Source organism: Streptomyces sp. HUAS ZL42, assembly GCF_040782645.1.
In the GTDB taxonomy this organism is placed as follows: Bacteria; Actinomycetota; Actinomycetes; order Streptomycetales; family Streptomycetaceae; genus Streptomyces.
Genome location: NZ_CP160403.1, coordinates 1,350,889 through 1,371,350, shown reverse-complemented (window position 1 = coordinate 1,371,350; position 20,462 = coordinate 1,350,889). Strand labels below are relative to the sequence as shown.

Here is a 20,462-nt window from a genome sequence, read left to right as displayed (position 1 = left end):
TGAGTGCAGCGTAGTGCGCGGATCCCGCCCGGGGGAGGCCCGGCTCACCGTGCGGCGAGCCGGGCCTCCGCCTCCTGCCAGCGGGCGGTGTCGCCGCGCGGCTCGTACCGGGTCAGCGGCTGCGTACGGGCCAGCAGGTGCCGCATGTGGTGACGGTCGCCGACGAGGCCGTGGGCGCGGGCCTGGACGAGCACGTTGCCCAGTGCGGCCGCCTCGGTCGGGCCGACGACCACGGGCAGTCCGCAGGCGTCCGCGGTGAGCCGGCACAGCAGGGCGTTGCGGGCGCCGCCGCCGACGATGTGCACGACGTCGACCGGGTGGTCGGCGAGTCGCTGGGCGTCCCCGATCGCCCGGCGGTGGGCCAGCGCGAGGGAGTCGAGGATGCAGCGTGTCACCTCGGCAGGCGTCCCCGGCGCGGGCTGCCCGGACTCCCGGCAGGCCTCGGCGATCCGCTCCGGCATCCGCCCGGGCGCGAGGAACACCGCGTCCCCCGCGTCCACGACCGACCGCAGCGCCGGAACCTCGGCAGCCTCGCGCAGCAGCACTCCCAGGTCGGGGTCGCCCCAGGCCCGTACGCACTCCTGGAGCAGCCACAGCCCCATGATGTTGCGGAGATAGCGGACCGTGCCGTCCAGCCCCAGCTCGTTGGTGAAGTTGGCGGCGCGGCTCTCCTCCGAGAGCACGGGCGCATCGAGCTCCAGGCCGGCCAGCGACCAGGTGCCGGTGCAGATGTAGGCGAACCGCTCACCGGTCGCCGGCACGGCGGCGACCGCGGACGCGGTGTCGTGCGAGCCGACCGCGGTGACCGGCACCGGCCCGGTCAGCCCCGTCTCCTCCAGCACCTCCGCCCGCAGCACACCCGCCGGATCACCCGGCCGCCGCAGCGGCGCGAAGAGGCCGAGATCGATACCCAGCCGCTGCGCGATCCCGTACGACCAGTCGCGCGTCCGGGGATCGATGAGCTGGGTCGTCGACGCGTTGGTCAGCTCGGTGCCCTGCTCGCCGGTCAGCCAGTACGTCAGCAGGTCGGGGACGAGCAACAGCCGTTCGGCACATGCCAGTTGGCGCGTCCCACGCGCCGCCGTCAGCTGGTACAGCGTGTTGAAGGGCGCGTACTGCAGCCCGGTCGCCGCGTACAGCTCGTCGGCGGGCACGGTCGCCCACACCTTCTCCGCGACGCCCTCCGTGCGCGCGTCACGGTAGTGCACCGGATTGCCGAGGAGGGCACCGTCGGCGTCCAGCAGACCGTAGTCCACGGCCCAGCTGTCGATGCCGACGGAGTCGAGCCGTCCACCGCAGTGGTCACCGGCCGCTCTCAGCCCGTCCAGCACACCCGCGTACAGCGCGAGAACGTCCCAGCGCAGCCCTTCCGGTACCCGCACGGGCCGGTTGGGGAAGCGGTGCGCCTCGGTCACCTCCAGCGAGTCGGGGCTCACACGGCCGACCATGACGCGCCCGCTGGAGGCGCCGAGGTCGACGGCGGCGTACGATTTCACGGCGCCGCTCATCGCAGGAACGCGGCCGCCACACCCGCGTCGACCGGGATGTGCAGGCCGGTGGTGTGGGTCAGGTCCCCACCGGTGAGGGCGAACACGGCATTGGCGACATGCTCGGGAAGCACCTCCCGCTTGAGGATGGTCCGCTGTGCGTAGAACTCGCCCAGCTTCTCCTCCTCCACGCCGTACACGGCCGCCCGCTTGGCCCCCCACCCACCGGCGAAGATCCCGGAGCCGCGCACGACCCCGTCGGGGTTGACACCGTTGACCCGGATGCCGTGCTCACCCAACTCGGCCGCCAGCAGCCGCACCTGGTGGGCCTGGTCGGCCTTGGTGGCGGAGTAGGCGATGTTGTTGGGTCCGGCGAAGACGGCGTTCTTGGACGCGATGTAGACGATGTCCCCGCCCAGTTCCTGGGCGATCATCACCCGGGCCGCCTCGCGCGAGACGAGGAAGGAACCGCGGGCCATGATGTCGTGCTGGAGGTCCCAGTCCTTCGCGGAGGTCTCCAGGAGCGGCTTGGAGATGGAGATGCCGGCGTTGTTGACCACGAGGTCGACACCGCCGAAGGCCAGGACGGCCGCCTTGAAGGCCGCGGCGATCTGCTCCTCGGACGTCACGTCGACGGTCACGGCGACCGCCTTGTCCAACCCGCCGAGCTCTTCCGCGACGGCCTGCGCGTTCTCGATGTTGAGGTCCGCCACGACGACGCAGGCCCCCTCGGCGACCAGCCGCTGCGCGATCGCCTTCCCGATACCGCTGCCGGCCCCCGTCACCAGCGCGACCCGCGTGGCCAGCGCCTTGGGCTTCGGCATCCGCTGAAGCTTGGCCTCCTCCAGCGCCCAGTACTCGATGCGGAACTTCTCCGACTCCTCGATCGGCGCGTACGCCGACACCGCCTCGGCGCCGCGCATCACGTTGATGGCGTTGACGTAGAACTCGCCGGCCACCCGGGCGGTCTGCTTGTCCTTGCCGAAGGAGAACATGCCCACGCCCGGGATCAGCACGATCGCGGGGTCCGCACCACGCATCGCGGGGGAGTCGGGCAGGGCGTGCCGCTGGTAGTAGGCGGCGTACTCCTCCCGGTACTCGGCGTGCAGCTCCTTCAGCCGCGCGATCGCCTCGTCGAGCGGGGCGGTGGGCGGCAGGTCGAGGACCAGCGGCCGTACCTTGGTCCGCAGGAAGTGATCAGGACACGACGTCCCCAGCGCCGCGAGCCGGGGATGCTCGGCGCGGGTCAGGAACTCCAGCACCGGCGCGGAGTCGTTGAAGTGCCCCACCTGCGCCCTGTCCTGCGAGGCGACGGCACGGACGTACGGCGCCAGCGCGGCCGCCCGCTCCCGCCGCTCGGCCTCGGGCAGCGCCTCGTACCCGTCGACGACGGGCCCGAAGGGCTCGGCCTTGCCGCGCTCCTCCAGGAACGCCTCCGCCGTCCGGATGATGTGCAGCGAGTTGCGCTCGCACTCCTCGGCGGTCTCGCCCCACGCGGTGATCCCGTGCCCGCCGAGGACGCAGCCGACGGCCTGCGGGTTGGCCTCCTTGACCGCCGCGATGTCCAGCCCGAGCTGGAACCCCGGCCGCCGCCACGGCACCCACACCACCGAGTCGCCGAAGCACTCGGCGGTCAGCTTCTCCCCGTCGGCGGCACAGGCCAGCGCGATCCCGGAGTCGGGGTGCAGATGATCGACGTGGGCGGCGTCCACGAGCCCGTGCATGGCCGTGTCGATCGAGGGCGCCGCACCCCCCTTGCCGTGCAGGCAGTAGTCGAACGCGGCAACCATCTCGTCCTCGTGCTCGACCCCGGGGTAGACGTCCTGCAGCGCCCGCAGCCGGTCGAGCCGCAGCACGGCGAGTCCGGCCTCGGTGAGCGTGCCGAGGTCACCACCGGACCCCTTGACCCACATCAGCTCGACGTCCCCACCGGTGACGGGATCGGTGTCGGTGCCCTTGGCGGACGCGTTGCCGCCTGCGTAGTTGGTGTTGCGCGGATCAGCGCCGAGCCGATGAGACCGGGCGAGAAGAGCGGCGGCTTCGGGGTGCGATGCCATGAACTTTCAGTCCTTAACTAGAGAGGGGGCGAGTGCATGCTTTGAGGAGCGCGGGGCTGTATCGATCTGCGGCTCCGCCGCGTGGGCGCGACCAGCCACACACGGCGCACCCCGCGGCGAACAGAACCCGGCAGACGCTTACGCGCCCCACCCGGCCTGCTCCCCACCAACCCGCTCGGCAACGATCTTCTCGGCCCATCCGGACCGGCGGTAAGCGGCCATGGGGTCGGCGTCCAGCCCCATCTCTTCCCGAACCTCCGCAAGCAACGGCCGCACGTCAGTGTTGTACGCATCCATCAGCACCGCATTGGCCCCGAGCACATCCCCGGACCTCTGCGCCACAGCCAGCGCCTCCCGATCAACGAGCAGAGCCTTGGCCGTCGCTTCCTGCACATTCATCACGGAACGGATGATCGCCGGGATCTTCGCCTCAATGTTGTGACACTGGTCGAGCATGAACGCCACCTCGGGAGTGAACCCACCCCCACGCACGACCTCGTACATGATCCGGAACAGCTGGAACGGATCGGCCGCGCCGACCATCAGATCGTCGTCCGCGTAGAACCGCGAGTTGAAGTCGAACCCCCCGAGCTTCCCCTCCCGCAGCAGCGTCGCCACGATGAACTCGATGTTCGTCCCCGGCGCATGGTGCCCGGTGTCCACCACGACCTGCGCCTTCGGCCCGAGCCTGAGGCAGTGCGCGTACGCGGTGCCCCAGTCCGGGACATCGGTCGTGTAGAACGCCGGCTCGAAGAACTTGTACTCCAGCAGCATCCGCTGCCCGTCGCCGAGCCGCTCGTACACCTCGGCCAGGCCCTCGGCCAGCCGGTCCTGCCGCGCCCGCACATCGTCCTGACCGGGATAGTTCGTGCCGTCCGCGAACCACAGCTTCAGGTCCCGCGAGCCGGTCGCATCCATGATGTCGACGCACTCGAGCAGATGATCAAGCGCCTTGCGCCGCACCGCGGCATCGGGGTGGCAGATGCTGCCCAGCTTGTAGTCGTCGTCCTGGAAGGTGTTGGAGTTGATCGCGCCCAGCTTCACGCCGCGCTCCTCGGCGTGCTTCGCGAGTGCCGCGTAGTCGTCGACCTTGTCCCAGGGGATGTGCAGGGCGACGGTCGGGGCCACGCCCGTGAACGCGTGCACCTGCGCCGCGTCGTCCAGCTTCTCCCGGGGAGTTCGTGGCACGCCCTGCTGGGCGAACACCTTGAAGCGGGTCCCCGAGTTCCCGTACGCCCACGACGGCGTCTCGACGGCCTGGGTCTTGAGCGCGGCCTTCACCGCGGCGAGGTCGGTCACGAGGGCTCCTGATGGCATGGGGGTGTGAAAGCTCGTATGAAACGATTCAGGACGTGAAGTTATGAGCCCTCCGCAAGGGTGTCAAGCCTTCCGCCGTCACCGGTTTCCCGTGACTCTTACGTGACCTTTGTGCACCGAAATTTTTTCGACACGAACCCATTGACGTGACCTCGGTTGGCTGCCTAACGTCCCGGCAACCCAGTTGAAACCTTTCACGACGCCGAGAGGGCCCACCCGCCGGCGTCGTCGAGGAGCCCCCAATGACCCACCCGTCCGACACGGGTCCGGCCCCGGTGCTGGCGCTGAAGGACATCTCCAAGTCCTTCGGCGCCGTGCGCGCCCTGCGGGACGTCTCCCTGGAGCTGTTCCCCGGCGAGGTGCACGCCCTCGCCGGCGAGAACGGCGCAGGCAAGTCGACCCTCATCAAGACGCTCGCCGGGGTGCACCGACCGGACGCCGGCCAGGTGCTGCTCGACGGTGAGCCCGTCGTCCTCCACGGCCCCGGCGACGCCCGCGACGCCGGCATCGCAGTGATCTACCAGGAACCCACGCTCTTCCCGGACCTGTCGATCGCCGAGAACATCTTCATGGGCCGCCAGCCGCGGCGCGCCCTCGGCCGTATCGACCACAAGGCCACCCACGAGGCGACGCTGGCCCTGATGCAGCGCCTGGGTGTGGCACTCGACCCCGACCGGCCCGCCCGCGGCCTGTCCATCGCCGACCAGCAGATCGTCGAGATCGCCAAGGCGCTCTCCTTCGACGCCCGCGTCCTCATCATGGACGAACCGACCGCGGCCCTCACCGGCAGCGAGGTCGCCAGGCTCTTCGGCGTCGTACGCACCCTGCGCGAACAGGGCGCCGCCGTGCTGTTCATCTCGCACCGCCTCGAGGAGATCTTCGAGATCTGCCGGCGGGTGACCACCCTGCGCGACGGAGCCTGGATCGCCAGCGAGCCGCTGGACGGCATGACCGAGGACGACCTGGTCCGCCGCATGGTCGGCCGCGACCTCGAGGAGCTCTACCCGAAGCAGGACGTCGAGCCCGGCGAGGTCGCCCTGAGCGTTCGGCGGCTGACCCGCGAGGGCGTCTTCACCGACATCTCCTTCGACGTGCGCCGCGGCGAGATCGTCGGCCTGGCCGGCCTCGTCGGGGCGGGCCGTACGGAGGTCGCGCGGGCCGTCTTCGGCGTCGACCGGTGGGACGCCGGCGAGGTCGAGGTCGAGGGACGCGCGCTGACCAATGGCGCGCCCTCCACGGCGATGGCCGCGGGACTCGCCCTCGTGCCGGAGGACCGGCGCGCCCAGGGCCTGGTGATGGGCATGTCCATCGAGCGGAACATCGGCCTGACCGGCCTGCGCTCCACCGTGAAGGCCGGGCTCATGGACCGCGGCGCCGAGCGCAGCCGCTCCCTCGACTGGGCCGTCAGGCTCCAGGTGAAGTACGCCAGGATCGCCGACGCCGTCTCCACCCTGTCCGGCGGCAACCAGCAGAAGGTCGTCCTCGCCAAGTGGCTCGCCACCGGGCCGAAGGTCCTGATCGTCGACGAGCCGACCCGCGGCATCGACGTCGGCACCAAGGCCGAGGTCCACCGGCTGCTCTCCCAGCTGGCCGCGGACGGGGTCGCCGTCCTGATGATCTCCTCCGACCTGCCCGAGATCCTCGGCATGGCCGACCGCGTGCTCGTGATGCACGAGGGCCGGCTCACCGCCGAGATCCCCCGCTCCGAAGCCACCGAGGAAACCGTGATGGCCGCAGCCACGGGGAGGGCCGCCGCATGACGGTGATCACCCCGAACGAAACCCCCGTCGCCGAGGTTCCCAGGTCCAGCGGCACCCGCCTGGTCGACCGCGTCTTCAAGATGCGCGAACTCGCCATCCTCGTCGTCTTCCTGGTGATGATCGTCATCACCCAGCTGGGCAACAGCGAGTTCCTCTCCGAGCAGGGCATCAAGGACCTGCTGCTGAACGCGACCATCCTGGTGCTGGTCGCCACCGGCCAGTCGCTGGTGGTCATCACCCGCAACGTCGATCTCTCGGTCGGCTCCACGCTCGGCATCAGCGCCTTCGCCGCCGGTACGTATCTGCACGGCGGCGGCAACCCGGTCGTGGCCGTGGCCCTGGCCGTCCTCCTCGGCGTCGGGTTCGGCCTCCTCAACGGCCTGCTCGTCAGCCTCGGCCAGGTGCCCGCGCTCGTCGTCACCCTCGGCACGCTCTACATCATCCGGGGCATCGACTCGATCTGGGTCGGCTCCCGCCAGATCGTCGCGGCCGACCTGCCCGGCGGTTTCGTGGACTTCGGCTCGGGCGGCATATCCGCGGTGCCATGGCTGGCGCTGATCGCGCTCGCCGTCCTGGTGGCGACCGCGTACTACCTCAAGCACTTCGGCAGCGGACGTGAGCTGTACGCGCTCGGCTCCAACCCCGAGGCCGCGCGGCTCGCCGGCATCCCGGTCCGCAAGCGGATCCTGGCCGCGTACACCTTCTGCGGCGGCCTGGCCGGCCTCGCGGGCGCCATGTACCTGGCCCGGTTCGGCAACGTCGACTCCGGCACGGGCAACGGCTACGAACTGACCGTCGTCAGCGCGGTGGTGGTCGGTGGTGTCGTCTTCACCGGCGGCTCCGGCAGCGTCTACGGTGCCGCACTCGGCGCGCTGCTCCTCACGTCCATCAACAGCGTGCTGCCCGCCCTCGGCGTCAGCTCCGTCTGGGTGCTCGCCATCAACGGCATCCTGCTCCTCCTCGCCATCGCGGTCGACCGGATCGTCGCCCTGCGCGTGGCGTCCGCCCTGAAGAAGTCGGCCACGAAGAAGACGGCCCTGGAGAAGGGGAACGCCCGCCATGCCTGAGTCCGGATCCTTTGTGAACCGCGCGATCCGCTGGGACACCGTCGTCGGCGCCCTCCTCGTCGTCGTCCTCCTGCTGTCCTTCGGCTTCGTGGACGGCTTCGGCAACGCCCTCAACCTGTCCTTCCTCATCGGCAACACCCTGCCGATCGCCCTGATCGCCCTGCCGATGACCCTGCTCGTCGTCGCCGGCGAGATCGACCTGTCGGTCGCCTCGACCGCCGGTCTGTCCGGCGCCGTGATGGGCTACCTGTGGAACCAGGGCATGACGATCGAGACGATCATCCCGCTCTGCCTGCTGCTCGGTGTCGTGTGCGGACTGGTCAACGGCCTGCTCGTCACCCGGCTCGGCCTGCCCTCCCTCGCCGTCACCATCGGCACCCTCGCCGCCTACCGGGGCATCGCACAGATCGTGCTCGGCTCCGACGCGGTGACCGACTTCCCCACCCCGTACCTGGACTTCGCGGCCGGACGCCTCGGGGACACCTTCCTCCCGCAGGCCTTCCTGCCCTTCCTGGCCCTGCTCGCGATCGCCGTGGTCGTGCTGCACGCCACCCCGTTCGGACGGTCGCTGTTCGCGATCGGCGCGAGCGAGGAGGCCGCGCGGTTCGCCGGCCTGCGCGTCAAGCGGCAGAAGCTGATCCTGTTCACCGTGACCGGCCTCATGGCCTCCCTCACCGGCATCTTCTGGGCACTGCACTACGCCAGCGCCCGCTACGACAACGCCACCGGCCTCGAACTCTCCGTCGTCGCCGCGGTGCTGCTCGGCGGCATCGACTTCGACGGCGGCAAGGGCACACTCGGCGGCGCGATCGCGGGGGTCTTCCTGCTCGGCGCGCTGCAGAACGTGATGAGCCTCGTCAATGTCTCCGCACAGTCGCAGATCGTCGTCACCGGCGTCCTGCTCGTCGTCTCCGTGCTCGGCCCCAAGGTCGCACGTCAGATCTCCGTCGCGAGGGCGTCAGCCCTCCGCTAGGGAAACCAGCTTGAAACCTGCGGGCCGTATGTGGCTGGTCGCGCAGTTCCCCGCGCCCCTTCAGGGCGCGCCGTACTCCCCTACGTTCAAAGGATCCGCCATGCGAAAGTCATCTCTCCGCCGTGCCTGCGCGGCCCTCGCCGCCGTCTCCTCACTCGCCCTCGCCGCCACCGCCTGCGGCGGCACCACCAAGGAGGACGTGAAGAACGAGAGCTCCGGCTCCGCAGCCTCCGCCGGCAAGGCGAACCCCAACGCCGAGCTGAAGAAGGGCCTGACCGTCGGCTTCCTCCCGAAGCAGGTCAACAACCCCTACTTCACCTCCGCCGACAAGGGCGGCGAGGCGGCCCTGAAGGAGCTGGGCTCCAACTACAAGGAGGTCGGCCCGTCCAGCGCCACCGACACCTCCGGCCAGGTCTCCTACGTCAACACGCTCACCCAGCAGCAGGTCGACGCGATGGCCGTCTCCGCGCAGGACCCCGGCGCCCTGTGCACCGCGCTCAAGCAGGCCATGAGCAACGGCATCAAGGTCGTCACGTACGACTCCGACACCAAGGCCGACTGCCGCAACGCCTTCGTCTCGCAGGCCAGCGCCGAGGACCTGGGCCGCACCGAGGTGCAGCTGCTCGCCGAACAGATCGGCTACAAGGGCGAGATCGCGATCCTGTCGGCCGCGCAGACCGCCACGAACCAGAACACCTGGATCGACTACATGAAGAAGGAGCTGGAGGACCCCAAGTACAAGGACATGAAGCTCGTCAAGATCGCCTACGGTGACGACGACGCCCAGAAGTCCTTCCAGCAGACCCAGGGCCTGCTCCAGCAGTACCCGAACCTGAAGGGGATCATCTCCCCGACCACCGTCGGCATCAAGGCGGCCGCCCAGTACCTGTCGGGCTCCAAGTACAAGGGCAAGGTCAAGCTGACCGGCCTCGGCACCCCGAACGACATGCGCAGCTACGTCAAGAACGGCACCGTCGACGGCTTCGAGCTGTGGGACCCGGCCAAGCTCGGCGAGCTCGCCGCGCGCGCCGCGGTCGCCATGGTGTCGGGTCAGATCACCGGCAAGGAGGGCGAGACCTTCACCGCCGGTGACATGGGGTCGTTCACCATCGGCAAGGACGGTGTGATCAGCCTGGGCAAGCCGACCGTCTTCGACGCGAAGAACATCGACCAGTACAACTTCTAGAAAGGGAGCGGTACTTCATGCAGCGCATCTGTTTCCTCCTCAAGGTCCGAGAGGACCGGATCGCCGAGTACCGCGAACGCCACGCCGCCGTGTGGCCGGAGATGCTCGAAGCTCTCTCGGCCACCGGCTGGCACAACTACTCGCTCTTCCTGCGCGACGACGGCCTGCTCGTCGGCTACCTGGAGACCGAGGACTTCGAGGCCGCCCTCGCCGGTATGGAGGCGGCCGAGGTCAACGCCCGCTGGCAGGCCGAAATGGCCCCCTTCTTCGAGTCCCTCGACGGAGCCCGCCCCGACGAGGCGATGAAGCCGCTCACCGAAGTGTTCCACCTCGCCTGACGATGGAGTCCCCCGAGATGAGAAGACGTACCGTGCTGGGTGCCGCGCTCCTCGGCGCCGTGGCGACCCCCGCGCTCGCCGCGGGCACCGCCCGGGCCGCCGACCCCGGCCCCTCGCTCACCCTGACCGGCAGCACCACGCTCGACACCCAGGCCATCTACTTCGTGTCCTACGACGGCCTGGTCAACAACAACTCGTTCCAGAAGAACGGTCTGCTGACCTACAAGGGCTACCAGTACGCCGTCTGGTACACCGCCGACCGCAACGCCGTCGTCGGCCGCCGCGTGTTCGGCTCGAGCACCTGGTCGACGGTCAAGGTCGGTCACACCCTCCGGTACAACGACTCCCACAACGTCATCTCCATGGGGATCTCCAAGGCCGACGGTCGGCTGCACCTCAACATGGACTCGCACAGCGACGGCTTCACCTACGTCAAGTCGGTGGCCGGTCTCATGGACAACCCGGGCGGACTGAGCTGGACCACGAGCCGCTTCGGCGCTCCCCAGTCCACCCTCGACGGGCTCGCGCTCACCTCGCAGTTCACCTACCCGCAGTTCATCTCGACGCCCGAGGGCAAACTCCAGCTGAGCTACCGGGTCGGCATCTCCGGCAACGGCCGCAACGCCCTCGCCGAGTACGACGGCACGTCCTGGACCAACCTCGGCGAATGGACCTCCTCAACCGGCACGTACACCAGCGAGCACGGCTCCAGCACGGCCCGCAACATGTACCTGCACGGCATCGACTACGACAGGAACGGGCGCCTGCACTCGTTCTTCACGTGGCGCGAGCAGAACGGCGCCGTGATGTGCAGCAGCGGCGGAATCACCAACCACGACACCGGCTACGTCTACTCGGACGACCGCGGACGCACCTGGCGCAACAACGCGGGCACGGTCGTCGGCACCACGGGCGGCTCCGACAAGGTCGCCGTCACGGACAGCGGGCTCGTCATCGACGCGCTGAACCCGGACCACTCGCTGATGAACCAGGAAAGCCAGTTCACGGACTCGGCCGGTCTGCCGCACGCCGTCATCAGCTATGTGCCCGGCCGCTTCGGCCAGTGCACCACGAACTACGTCACCGACCGGACGAACAACGGCCGTGCCTTCCACGTCCGCAAGAACTCCTCCGGCACCTGGCAGAAGACCGAGATACCGGTGCCGCTGAACTCAAGCCAGCGCACCAAGCTGATCCTCGACAAGTACGACAACGCGTACGCGATCTTCCCTTTCTGCCGTATCGCCGGGGCCTCCAAGGCATCCGGGTACACCGACTGGGCGATCCTGTACGACGGCGTCGGCGCCGGGCTGAACGCCTTCGGCGAAGTGGTGATCGACGAGACACGCGTCCCGCAGGACAACTTCCTGTCGATCATGTACCAGGAGAAGTCCAGCGGTACGACGCCCTCGGCGCTCCGCAGCCTCAACTTCCGCCTGCCCGCCTGATCCGTGCGGTGGTGACCGGAGCAGCCCAGCGGGTGCGTCGGTCACCACCGATGAAGCTAATGTAAAGGCGCACCCGCCGCCCCTCTCTCCCTGGAGGTCCTCGACCGATGACCCAGTCGGTGGGTATCAAGGACGTCGCCCGCGCCGCCGGAGTCTCGGTGGGGACGGTCTCGAACGTGATCAACCGCCCGGACACGGTGGCGTCCGAGACCCGTGCCCGGGTGCTGTCCGCGATAGACCGGCTCGGCTACGTCCGCAGCGAGTCCGCGCGCCAGCTGCGCGCGGGCCGCAGCCGGATCATGGGGCTCCTCGTCCTCGACATGGGCAACCCCTTCTTCGTCGACGTCGCGCGTGGTGCCGAGCGGGCGGCGCGCGAGGCGGGACTCGGCGTGATGGTCTGCAACAGCGCGCAGAGCCCCGGTGAGGAGGCCGAGTACCTGTCGCTCTTCGCCGAGCAGCGGGTCCGGGGCGTGCTGCTCACCCCCGCCGACGCCACCGGACGCAACATCGAGACGTTCCGCCGGCACAACATCCCCTTCGTCCTCGTCGACCGGGTCGCCGAGGGCACCACCGAGTGCTCGGTCTCCGTGGACGACGTGGCGGGCGGCGCGCTGGCCGTACGCCACCTCGTCGACGCCGGACACCGCACCATCGCGTACGTCAGCGGCCCGCCCGGCTTCAACCAGGTGCGCGACCGCCGCACCGGCGCCCTCAACGCGCTCGCCGAGGCCGGCCTCGGCCCCGACGCCTTGCGCGAGTTGCCCACCGAAAGGCTTGACGTCGCCGCCGGACGCGACGCCGGTGCCCGCCTCCTCGGCCTGGCCGACCGTCCGACCGCCGTCTTCTGCGCCAACGACCTGCTCGCCCTCGGCGTCCTGCAGGCCATGTACGCGGCAGGCGTCGGCGTCCCCGACGACCTCGCCATCGTCGGATACGACGACATCGAGTTCGCGGCCGCCGCGGCGGTCCCCCTCACCTCGGTCCGCCAGCCCGCCGTCACCATGGGCGCCCTGGCCGCCGAGCTGCTCCTCGAGGAGACGGAGGCAGGCGCCGGGCCCAGGAGACACGAGCACCGGCGGGTGGTGCTCCAGCCGGAGCTGGTCGTGCGGCGTTCCAGCCTGCCGGGCCGCTGATCCGCCGTTCAGCAGCCGTTCATGATCCCCGGTCGCCTAGGGCGGCCGCGGGTGTGCTGAACTGGGACGGACCGAGTCCGTCCGTACGGGGAGACCTGTTGACCGTCAGCTACCGCCAGCCCGGAGTCGTCCTCACCGACCGCCACTTCACCGTGCCCCTCGATCACGACGACCCGGCCGGGGAGACGATCGAGCTCTACGCCCGCGAGGTCGTCGCGAGCGACAAGGCGCACCAGAACCTGCCGTGGCTGGTCTATCTGCAGGGCGGCCCCGGTTTCGGGGCGAACCGCTTCGTCGGCAGGCAGGCGTGGCTCGGCCGCGCCCTGAAGGAGTACCGCGTCCTCCTCCTGGACCAGCGCGGCACCGGCCACTCCACACCCGCGAACCGCCAGACGCTTCCGCTGCGCGGCGGCCCCGCCGAGCAGGCCGGCTATCTCACGCACTTCCGTGCCGACTCGATCGTGCGCGACTGCGAGGCGATCCGCGCCCGGGTCACCGGCGGCGCCCGCTGGACGGTGCTCGGCCAGAGCTTCGGCGGCTTCTGCACGGTGAACTACCTCTCCACGGCCCCCGAGGGCCTCACCGCCGCCGTCATCGCCGGCGGCCTGCCCTCCCTCGACGCCCACGCCGACGACGTCTACCGCGCCGCCTACCCGCGCATCGAACGCAAGGTCACCGCGCACTACGCCCGCTACCCGCAGGACGTCGAACGCGCCCGCCGCATCGCCGACCATCTGCTGACCAACGAGGTCGTCCTGCCGAACGGTTACCGGCTCACCGTCGAGGCATTCCAGTCCCTCGGCATCGTCCTCGGCGCCGGCGACGGCAGCCACCGCCTGCACTACCTCCTGGAGGACGCCTTCGTCCGCACCCCGCGCGGCACGGAGCTGTCCGACGCCTTCCAGGAGGGCGTGCAGGGCCTGCTGTCGTACGCGAGCCACCCCTTGTACGCCCTGGTCCACGAGGCGATCTACGGCCAGGACGCCCGACCCACCGACTGGGCCGCCGAGCGGGTGCGGGCCGAGTTCCCGCAGTTCGACGCGGCCAAGTCCCTCACGGGCGACGGACCGCTGCTGTTCACGGGCGAGACCGTCCACCCCTGGATGTTCGACTGCGACCCGGCGCTGCGCCCGCTGCGCGAGACCGCCGAACTGCTCGCCGCCCGCACCGACTGGCGGCCGCTGTACGACCCCGCGCGCCTCGCCGCCAACGAGGTCCCGGTCGCCGCGGCGATCTACCACGACGACATGTACGTCGACACCGACCACTCCCTGCGGACCGCCCGGACCGTCCGCAGCCTGCGCACCTGGGTCACCGACGAGTTCGAGCACGACGGCGTGCGGGCCGGTGGTGCCAGGGTCCTGGACCGGCTGCTGGCGCTGACGCGCGACGAGGTCTGACGGCGCGAGGCGGTGGGACGATCCGGGTCGTGACCGGGAGAAAGCACGGGCCGGTGCGTGGCGGGGGTGCCTTCATGGGGCACCTCGAAGCCCGGTATACCCAGGCGGCTCCTCGCCGACCAGCCGGAAGCCGTCGGTTACCTGCTCAAGGAGCGGGTCTCCGACATCGCCGTCCTCGTCGACGGGTACGCGCGGTTGTCCCGGATCACCTCGCGAGAGAGCGGAGGTGCGTTCATCGCCCGCGCAGTTGCCAGAACAGCCGGTTCTCCAGGCATTTCGTCAGGTACGGAACGCCATCGGTGTAACCGGATCCGTGTGCATCGCCCAGCATGCGCACGGCGAGGCTGCGATGGGTGGATTTCCAGCGCTGGTGCCTGCCTTCCAGCCTGCTGAGTGCCGCGTCGAGCAGATTCCACTCCGCCTGGCTGAATACGCCCGCCTCGCGGAGGTCGAGATATGCCCGAGTGAGGGTGTCATGGGCGGTGTCTTCCGCCTCGGCCCGAACGGCGGGAACACTCGTGAAGGCTGCTGAGTGCAGACGCGGGGCAGGTGGAACACCGCACAGGATCTCGAACCTCTTGTACTGCTCGGACTGAATGGCGCTGGCCCCTTGGGTGAACTGCCGGAATATGGAGAATTGCCCGGCTCGCATCGTGGCGACGATCCGGAACAGCGCCGCCGCGCGCTCGAAAATCTCCGTCGCGTGATTTATCCACGCCACACTCGATTCCAGCTGTCCGGCACGCAGGGCTCCGATCGCTCCCTTCATGTGCGTGGCGATCGCCGTGAAGAGCATTTCGTGGGTCTGAAGGATGCGGATGAAGAAGTATTCGTCATGCAGCACGTACACGGGCTGGACGGTGACGCCGAACCACCGGCCGGCATCCGTCGCCGGTGGCCCGGGCAACAGGTCGACCAGCCCTTCCAAGCCGGGCTGAGGCATGTCGGCCACCCGGGACGGCAGGTCATCGGCATCCGGTCCGCCGAGGCCGTCGACCACGAACCGCAGGGCATGGCGCAGCCGCTTGCGCAGCGTCACCGGATCCGGACGACCCAGGGAAGGCGACTCGTGAGATCCGCCTGCCGTCTGTATCTCGAAGCGCACGACGTCGGACATGAGCAGGGTGGACATCCGGTCGGGGCTCAGCGCGGAATACCGGCCGTCCAAGAGGAGCTCCAGGAGCGGCAGCGAAAGGTAGCTTCGGTTCCAATAACGCCCCTCGTATTTGTCCAGCATGCCGTCGAGGAATGCTTCGAGAAACGGACGCCGTGCGGTGTGCCGACGTCGAATGTCGCTCAACTCGACCAGTGAACGTTCCGACAGGAAATGCTTTCCCGTCCGCCTCCCCTCTTCCGTGATCGAGCGGGCCAAGGAGAACCCTTCGCAGGTCATCTTCGCTCACCTCTTTCTGTCTCATTGAGCGGAACCGGTTGGGATTCACTAGGCATGATCGAAGGGCCGCACGTCATGTCTCGAATACTCGTGTCTTGACAGGAGCGGATGCGCCGCATCACCCCCTGTCCAGTGGATCGAGGCTCAGTACCCCAGCTGTAGATCTTGATCATGTTGCTTCGAGGGTGCGCCGGGCGTTCAGGAACTTCCGCCCGAACCCGAACGTGACCAAGCCGGACCATGAAGAGCAAGCCAACAAGATGAGCCGTCAGCTCACCGGAGAATCCCCGCCAACCGGGCGAATCAAAGGGGACCGATCCCGCCGACGGCCCGCAACCTCCAGTCCGCCCCCTCCCCGAATGCCCGCTGGGTGTCGGCACAGCGATGAGTCGGCCGACGTTCGGTCGTCTCGGCTTGTAGTCCGTCAATGAACGCGCGCCGCAGATCGCTCAACAACTTCACATTCGGTGCGAGAAAGAGGACCGCCGCTTGCGCAACTGCCATGCTCGCAAGCGCCGAAGGAGGTGGCTGTGACCTCGATCGCGGAGACCCGGGAATCGCCCGCTCCTGCTGCGGGTACGACGGCGCAACGGCTCACGGATCTCGCTGCTCGACAGCGACGGGCCCTGGCCGGCGGATCCGCGCAGGCCGTGGCCTGGCAGGCCGCGCGCGGCCGCCGCACCGCTCGCGAACGCCTGGCTCGGTTGCTGGATCCGGATTCCTTCGTCGAGACCGGCGCGCTGGTGTGCGGCCGGAACGGCAGCGGCGGCACGGCAACATTCCGCTGTGAGTGCTGCAGCGAAGCCGTGATCGCAGTCCCCGGTCCGTGAGACGACCAGTGACGTGAGGAGTACTCTCATGCCCTCGCACGCCTTGCCGCACGCCTCCGACGCATCAGGCACAGCGCCGGACGACCCGAGCAGTCTCTCCGCTCACCTTGCCCACTGGGCCCGTCACACCCCTGGACGTCCCGCGTTCACCTTCGCGGAGTACCCGGCGCCCGGCCTCCGGGCCAGGCACCGCACGCTCACCTGGCACCGCGTCGATATACGCACGCGCGCGGTCGCCTCCCGGCTGAGGGAAACCGTGGCTCCCGGCGAACGCGTCGCCCTGCTCTGCGGCCAGGGCCTCGAATACGTCGTCGGTTTCCTCGCAGCGCTCACCTCCGGCGCCGTCGCCGTCCCCCTGTTCACCCCCGACCTGCCGGGTCACGCCGACCGCCTGGCCGGGATCCTCGCCGATTCCCGTCCCGCCGCCGTGCTCACCACCAGCGCCGATGCCGACACCGTGAGCGCCTTCCTCGCCGCACATGGTCTGCGGCCCCGGCTGATCGTCACCGACCTCGTCCCCGACGACCAGGCCGATGGTCCACGTGTCCCTGCTCCGGACGGGCAGGCGACCGCCTACCTGCAGTACAGCTCCGGCTCCACCCGCACCCCGACCGCCGTCGAGATCTCGCACGCGAACGTCGTCGCCAACGCCCGCCAGGCGCTCACCGCGTACGGCGCCGACGAGCGGCCACCCACGATGGTCGGCTGGCTACCGCTCTACCACGACATGGGGCTGGTACTCAGTGTCGCCGCCCCCGTCGTCCGTGGCCTGCGGTCCGTCGTCATGGACCCGCTGGCCTTCCTGCGGCGGCCCGCACGCTGGCTGCGCCTGCTGTCCGAGTTCCCGAACGCTCTCAGCGCCGCGCCGAACTTCGCGTACGACTACTGCGCGACCGTCATCTCCGACGAGGACAAGGTCGGCCTCCGGCTGGACCGGGTCGCCGTGCTCGTCAACGGCAGCGAACCCGTGCGGCCCGAAACCGCCGACCGCTTCCACGCGGCCTTCGCAGTCCAGGGACTGCCGGCAGAGGTGCACTGCCCGTCCTACGGGCTCGCCGAAGCCACCGTCTTCGTCAGTGCCCATCGGCCCGGACAGCCGTTGCGCCGGTACTCCCTGGACCGCGAGGCGCTGGCGGCCGGCAGAGCCGTTCCCGTCGCCCCGGATGATCCGGCCGCGGTCCTGCTCGCCGCCTGCGGCGAACCCGTCGGGCAGACGATTCGCGTCGTCGACCCCGTCACCACCGCCGTCCTGCCGCCGGGGGTGGTGGGCGAGATCTGGGTCCAGGGACCCAACATCGGGCGCGGCTACCAGGATCGCGGCCCGCAGACCCGTGAGACCTTCCAGGCCCGCTTGGCACACGAACCCGGCCACTGGCTGCGGACAGGTGATCTCGGCACGGTGCTCGACGGACAGCTCCTGGTCACCGGCCGCCTCAAGGACCTGATCATCGTGGACGGGCGCAACCACTATCCGCAGGACGTCGAAGGCACCGCGCAAGCGGCGCACCGGGCGATACGCCCCGACCGTCTCGCGGCCTTCGCCGTCCCAGCCGGACAACTCCCCGCAGGCCGGGACCCCGCTGTCGACACCGGGACCCGTGCCGGGATCGCCGCGGAGTCCGCGGTGATCGTCGCCGAACACGCCCGTGGCCTGCCCGCCCCGGCCCGCAATCCCCAAGAGGTCGCTGCCGCCGTGCGCGCGGCCGTCTCCGCCCGGCACGGCCTGCGGCTGGCCGACGTGCTGCTCGTCCGGCCCGGCAGCGTGCCGCGCACCTCCAGCGGCAAGATCTCCCGCGCCCTGACCCGCGCCCGCTATCTCGACGGTTCCTACGAGCATCCGGAACGGGGCACGTCATGAGCGCGAGCGCGGACGGACCGATCGGTCTGAGGCGGTTGGTCGTCGAACGGATCGCTTTCATCTTTCCTCGCGCGACGCGGTTGCCATCACCGGAGAACTGGCCCACGCGGTCGGCCGGGAGCTGCCCACGACCCTGCTATGGGAAGCGCCTACCGTCGACGCGCTGGTCACCCTCCTGGGCGGCGCGGCACCAGGCCCGCAGGCCGTGCACGTCCCCCGCGGGGCATTCGCCCACGAACCGATCGCCGTGGTCGGAGTCGGCTGCCGGCTGCCCGGAGGCGTGCGTGGCCCTGGTGACTGCGTTCTACGGCGTCGAACCTGCCGCGGTCGTCGGGCACTCGATGGGAGAGGTCGCGGCAGCGGTCGTAGCAGGGGCGCTCGATCCCGCCGACGGTGCCCGCGTCATCGCCGTACGGTCCCGGCTGCTCGCCACCCTGCGTGGCGGGGCGATGGCGGTGGTGGACCCCACCGACGACGAACTCGACGACATCGCACCGCGGTTCCCGGGTGTCCACCTCGCCGTGCACACCTCACCCGGGCAGAAGACCGTGACCGGTGAGGCACCGGCCGTGACCCGGCTCGTCGAACACCTCACAGCCGTGGGGCGCACCGCCCGCACCATGCTCGTCCAGGGCGCCGGGCACTCGCCCCAGGTCGAGCCGCTGATGCCCGAACTGGTCGCCCGTCTCGGCGACGTCCGGGGCCGCTCCGACACCGCCGTACGCGTCTACTCGACCGTCCACGACGACCCCACCGGTGCCTGCGACTTCGACGCCGCGTACTGGGCGGCCAATCTCCGCTCTCCGGTCCGGTTCGCCGGCGCGCTGGCCGCCGCGGCGGCGGACGGGCACACCGCCTTCATCGAGATCTCCCCGCACCCGCTGCTCCTGCACCCGCTCGCCGAGAACCTGCCCGACGCCCTCCACCTGCCCACACTGCGCAGAGACGACGACCCCGCCCTCACCTTCCGCGGCCAACTGGCCGCCCTGCACACCGCGGGCCGTCCCCTCCCGGCCCCCCTCCTCCACCCGGGCGGCGAGGTCGTCGACGTCCCCCTTCGCTGCTCGACCCGCCGCATGCCCAGACCATCGCCGATCACTTGAACCGAGTACTCGGCCAGGAGCCGCTCTGAGGATCGGCCGGCACCGGAACTTCCGTCCTCGTCTCCTCCCGACCCCCGCAAGGAGCCGCCTGCCATGTCCGACCGCCCGTCCGCTCACCACCGCGGTCCGTCCCGCCGTACCGTCGCCAAGGCCGCCGCCCTCGGAGTCGCGGGGGTGCTGGCCGGGGCCCGGGTGGCTTCGGCCGCCGATGTCACCGTCAGCCGACTGGGCCCCCGCACCTACGACCTCGGCGTTCCCTCCGCCGCGCTGGGCCGCACCGCGCCCGTGCGGATCATCCTGCCGACCTCCTACGCCGACCGACCCGGCCGGACCTGGCCGGTGCTCTACCTCCTGCACGGCGCGCACGACGACTACACCTCGTGGACCAGGGAGACCGACATCGAGGCGGTCACGGCGAACCGGGACCTCATCGTCGCCATGCCGGACGGAGGTCCCACCGCCATCCCCACGCGGTGGCGGACCGGCCTCGACTACGAGACCTTCCAGCTCCAGGAGGTTCCGGCGGTGCTGAGCGCCGGTTACCGGGCCTCCCGTGTCCGGGCCGTCGCCGGTGTGTCGACGGGAGGGTACGGGGCCATGGCGCACGCCGCCCGCCATCCGGGAATGTTCGTGGCCGCCGCGTCGTACAGCGGTATTCCCGACACCAGGGCGACGAGGATGCCGACGATCATCCAGGCGATCGTGGCGCGAGAGAGCCTCGACCCTCTGTCGCTGTGGGGCGATCCGACCCGCGACTCGGCCACGTGGCAGGACTACAACCCCCTGGCCCGAGCGAACGCCCTGCGGGGCACCGCGCTCTACGTCTCCGCGGGAAGCGGCAGCCTCAGCAGCCCTCTCGCCATCATCCTCGCGATCGCGCAGCTCATCAGCGGCGGTGTCGACGCCCTGCTGCCCGGAGTCCTGGAGAGCCTCGTGGCTCCCTCCACCCAGAGCTTCGTCACCGAACTCGGCCGCCTGGGTGTCCCGGTCACCCAGCACCTCTATCAGGGCGGCGGTCACCAATGGAGCGACTGGAAGCGGGAGTTCGTCACCTCCTGGCCGGTACTCGCCGCGGCGCTCGGTGTGCCGGCCTGATCCCTGCGTGTTTGTCA

The 20,462-nt window shown here is 70.0% G+C and carries 16 protein-coding genes; 12 read left to right on the top strand and 4 right to left on the bottom strand.

Annotation, left to right across the window (positions count from 1 at the left end; translation table 11 throughout):
* Positions 1–44 precede the first annotated feature (44 nt).
* From ABZO29_RS06485 to rhaI, 3 genes are all read right to left on the bottom strand, one after another.
* Positions 45–1,508 carry a rhamnulokinase family protein gene (locus ABZO29_RS06485; protein WP_367319168.1) on the bottom strand — a complete coding sequence of 488 codons (1,464 nt, stop codon included), beginning with the start codon at positions 1,506–1,508 and terminating at the stop codon, positions 45–47.
* Complete coding sequence (locus ABZO29_RS06480) at positions 1,505–3,544, bottom strand: bifunctional aldolase/short-chain dehydrogenase (protein WP_367319167.1); 2,040 nt, start codon at positions 3,542–3,544, stop codon at positions 1,505–1,507. Before ABZO29_RS06480 ends, ABZO29_RS06485 begins: the two co-directional genes overlap by 4 nt.
* 138 nt (positions 3,545–3,682) lie before the next feature.
* Positions 3,683–4,843, bottom strand: coding sequence for an L-rhamnose isomerase (rhaI, locus tag ABZO29_RS06475; RefSeq protein ID WP_367319166.1), 1,161 nt, complete (start codon positions 4,841–4,843; stop codon positions 3,683–3,685).
* Positions 4,844–5,103: 260 nt separating this feature from the next.
* On the opposite strand from rhaI, the gene ABZO29_RS06470 reads away from it, so the two are divergent.
* The 8 genes from ABZO29_RS06470 to ABZO29_RS06435 all read left to right on the top strand — a co-directional run bounded on the left by ABZO29_RS06470 (position 5,104) and on the right by ABZO29_RS06435 (position 14,166).
* Positions 5,104–6,621, top strand: coding sequence for a sugar ABC transporter ATP-binding protein (locus tag ABZO29_RS06470; protein WP_367319165.1), 1,518 nt, complete (start codon positions 5,104–5,106; stop codon positions 6,619–6,621).
* Positions 6,618–7,688, top strand: a complete 1,071-nt coding sequence (locus ABZO29_RS06465) for an ABC transporter permease (RefSeq protein WP_367319164.1) — start codon at positions 6,618–6,620, stop codon at positions 7,686–7,688. The genes ABZO29_RS06470 and ABZO29_RS06465 overlap by 4 nt, the downstream gene beginning before the upstream one ends.
* Positions 7,681–8,661 (top strand): ABC transporter permease, encoded by a 981-nt coding sequence (locus tag ABZO29_RS06460; RefSeq protein WP_367319163.1) that lies wholly within the window; start codon positions 7,681–7,683, stop codon positions 8,659–8,661. The genes ABZO29_RS06465 and ABZO29_RS06460 overlap by 8 nt, the downstream gene beginning before the upstream one ends.
* A 100-nt stretch (positions 8,662–8,761) precedes the next feature.
* A complete protein-coding gene (gene rhaS / locus ABZO29_RS06455) occupies positions 8,762–9,847 on the top strand; it encodes a rhamnose ABC transporter substrate-binding protein (RefSeq protein ID WP_367319162.1) in 1,086 nt (361 codons plus the stop codon).
* Positions 9,848–9,864: 17 nt separating this feature from the next.
* Positions 9,865–10,185: an L-rhamnose mutarotase gene (locus ABZO29_RS06450; RefSeq protein WP_367319161.1), complete on the top strand. Its 321-nt coding sequence runs from the start codon at positions 9,865–9,867 to the stop codon at positions 10,183–10,185.
* 17 nt (positions 10,186–10,202) lie between these two features.
* The gene (locus ABZO29_RS06445) at positions 10,203–11,633 is read left to right on the top strand and encodes a BNR repeat-containing protein (protein WP_367319160.1); all 1,431 of its coding nucleotides are present in this window, start codon (positions 10,203–10,205) and stop codon (positions 11,631–11,633) included.
* A gap of 107 nt (positions 11,634–11,740) precedes the next feature.
* Entirely contained in the window at positions 11,741–12,766 is a 1,026-nt protein-coding gene (locus ABZO29_RS06440) for a LacI family DNA-binding transcriptional regulator (protein ID WP_367319159.1), read from the top strand.
* Between the two features lie 98 nt (positions 12,767–12,864).
* Entirely contained in the window at positions 12,865–14,166 is a 1,302-nt protein-coding gene (locus ABZO29_RS06435; protein WP_367319158.1) for an alpha/beta fold hydrolase, read from the top strand.
* A gap of 232 nt (positions 14,167–14,398) precedes the next feature.
* Here ABZO29_RS06435 and ABZO29_RS06430 read toward each other — a convergent pair whose 3' ends face one another.
* Positions 14,399–15,559, bottom strand: coding sequence for a tryptophan 2,3-dioxygenase family protein (locus ABZO29_RS06430; RefSeq protein WP_367319157.1), 1,161 nt, complete (start codon positions 15,557–15,559; stop codon positions 14,399–14,401).
* A gap of 530 nt (positions 15,560–16,089) precedes the next feature.
* Between ABZO29_RS06430 and ABZO29_RS06425 the strand changes: the two genes are divergently transcribed.
* The 4 genes from ABZO29_RS06425 (at position 16,090) to ABZO29_RS06410 (ending at position 20,445) form a co-directional block, all read left to right on the top strand.
* Complete coding sequence (locus ABZO29_RS06425) at positions 16,090–16,389, top strand: hypothetical protein (protein ID WP_367319156.1); 300 nt, start codon at positions 16,090–16,092, stop codon at positions 16,387–16,389.
* 28 nt (positions 16,390–16,417) lie between these two features.
* Positions 16,418–18,247 (top strand): fatty acyl-AMP ligase, encoded by a 1,830-nt coding sequence (locus tag ABZO29_RS06420; RefSeq protein ID WP_367319155.1) that lies wholly within the window; start codon positions 16,418–16,420, stop codon positions 18,245–18,247.
* Positions 18,248–18,531: 284 nt separating this feature from the next.
* Positions 18,532–19,350, top strand: coding sequence for an acyltransferase domain-containing protein (locus ABZO29_RS06415; protein ID WP_367319154.1), 819 nt, complete (start codon positions 18,532–18,534; stop codon positions 19,348–19,350).
* Positions 19,351–19,443: 93 nt separating this feature from the next.
* On the top strand, positions 19,444–20,445 hold the full coding sequence (locus ABZO29_RS06410) for an alpha/beta hydrolase (RefSeq protein WP_367319153.1): 1,002 nt from the start codon (positions 19,444–19,446) through the stop codon (positions 20,443–20,445).
* Positions 20,446–20,462 lie beyond the last annotated feature (17 nt).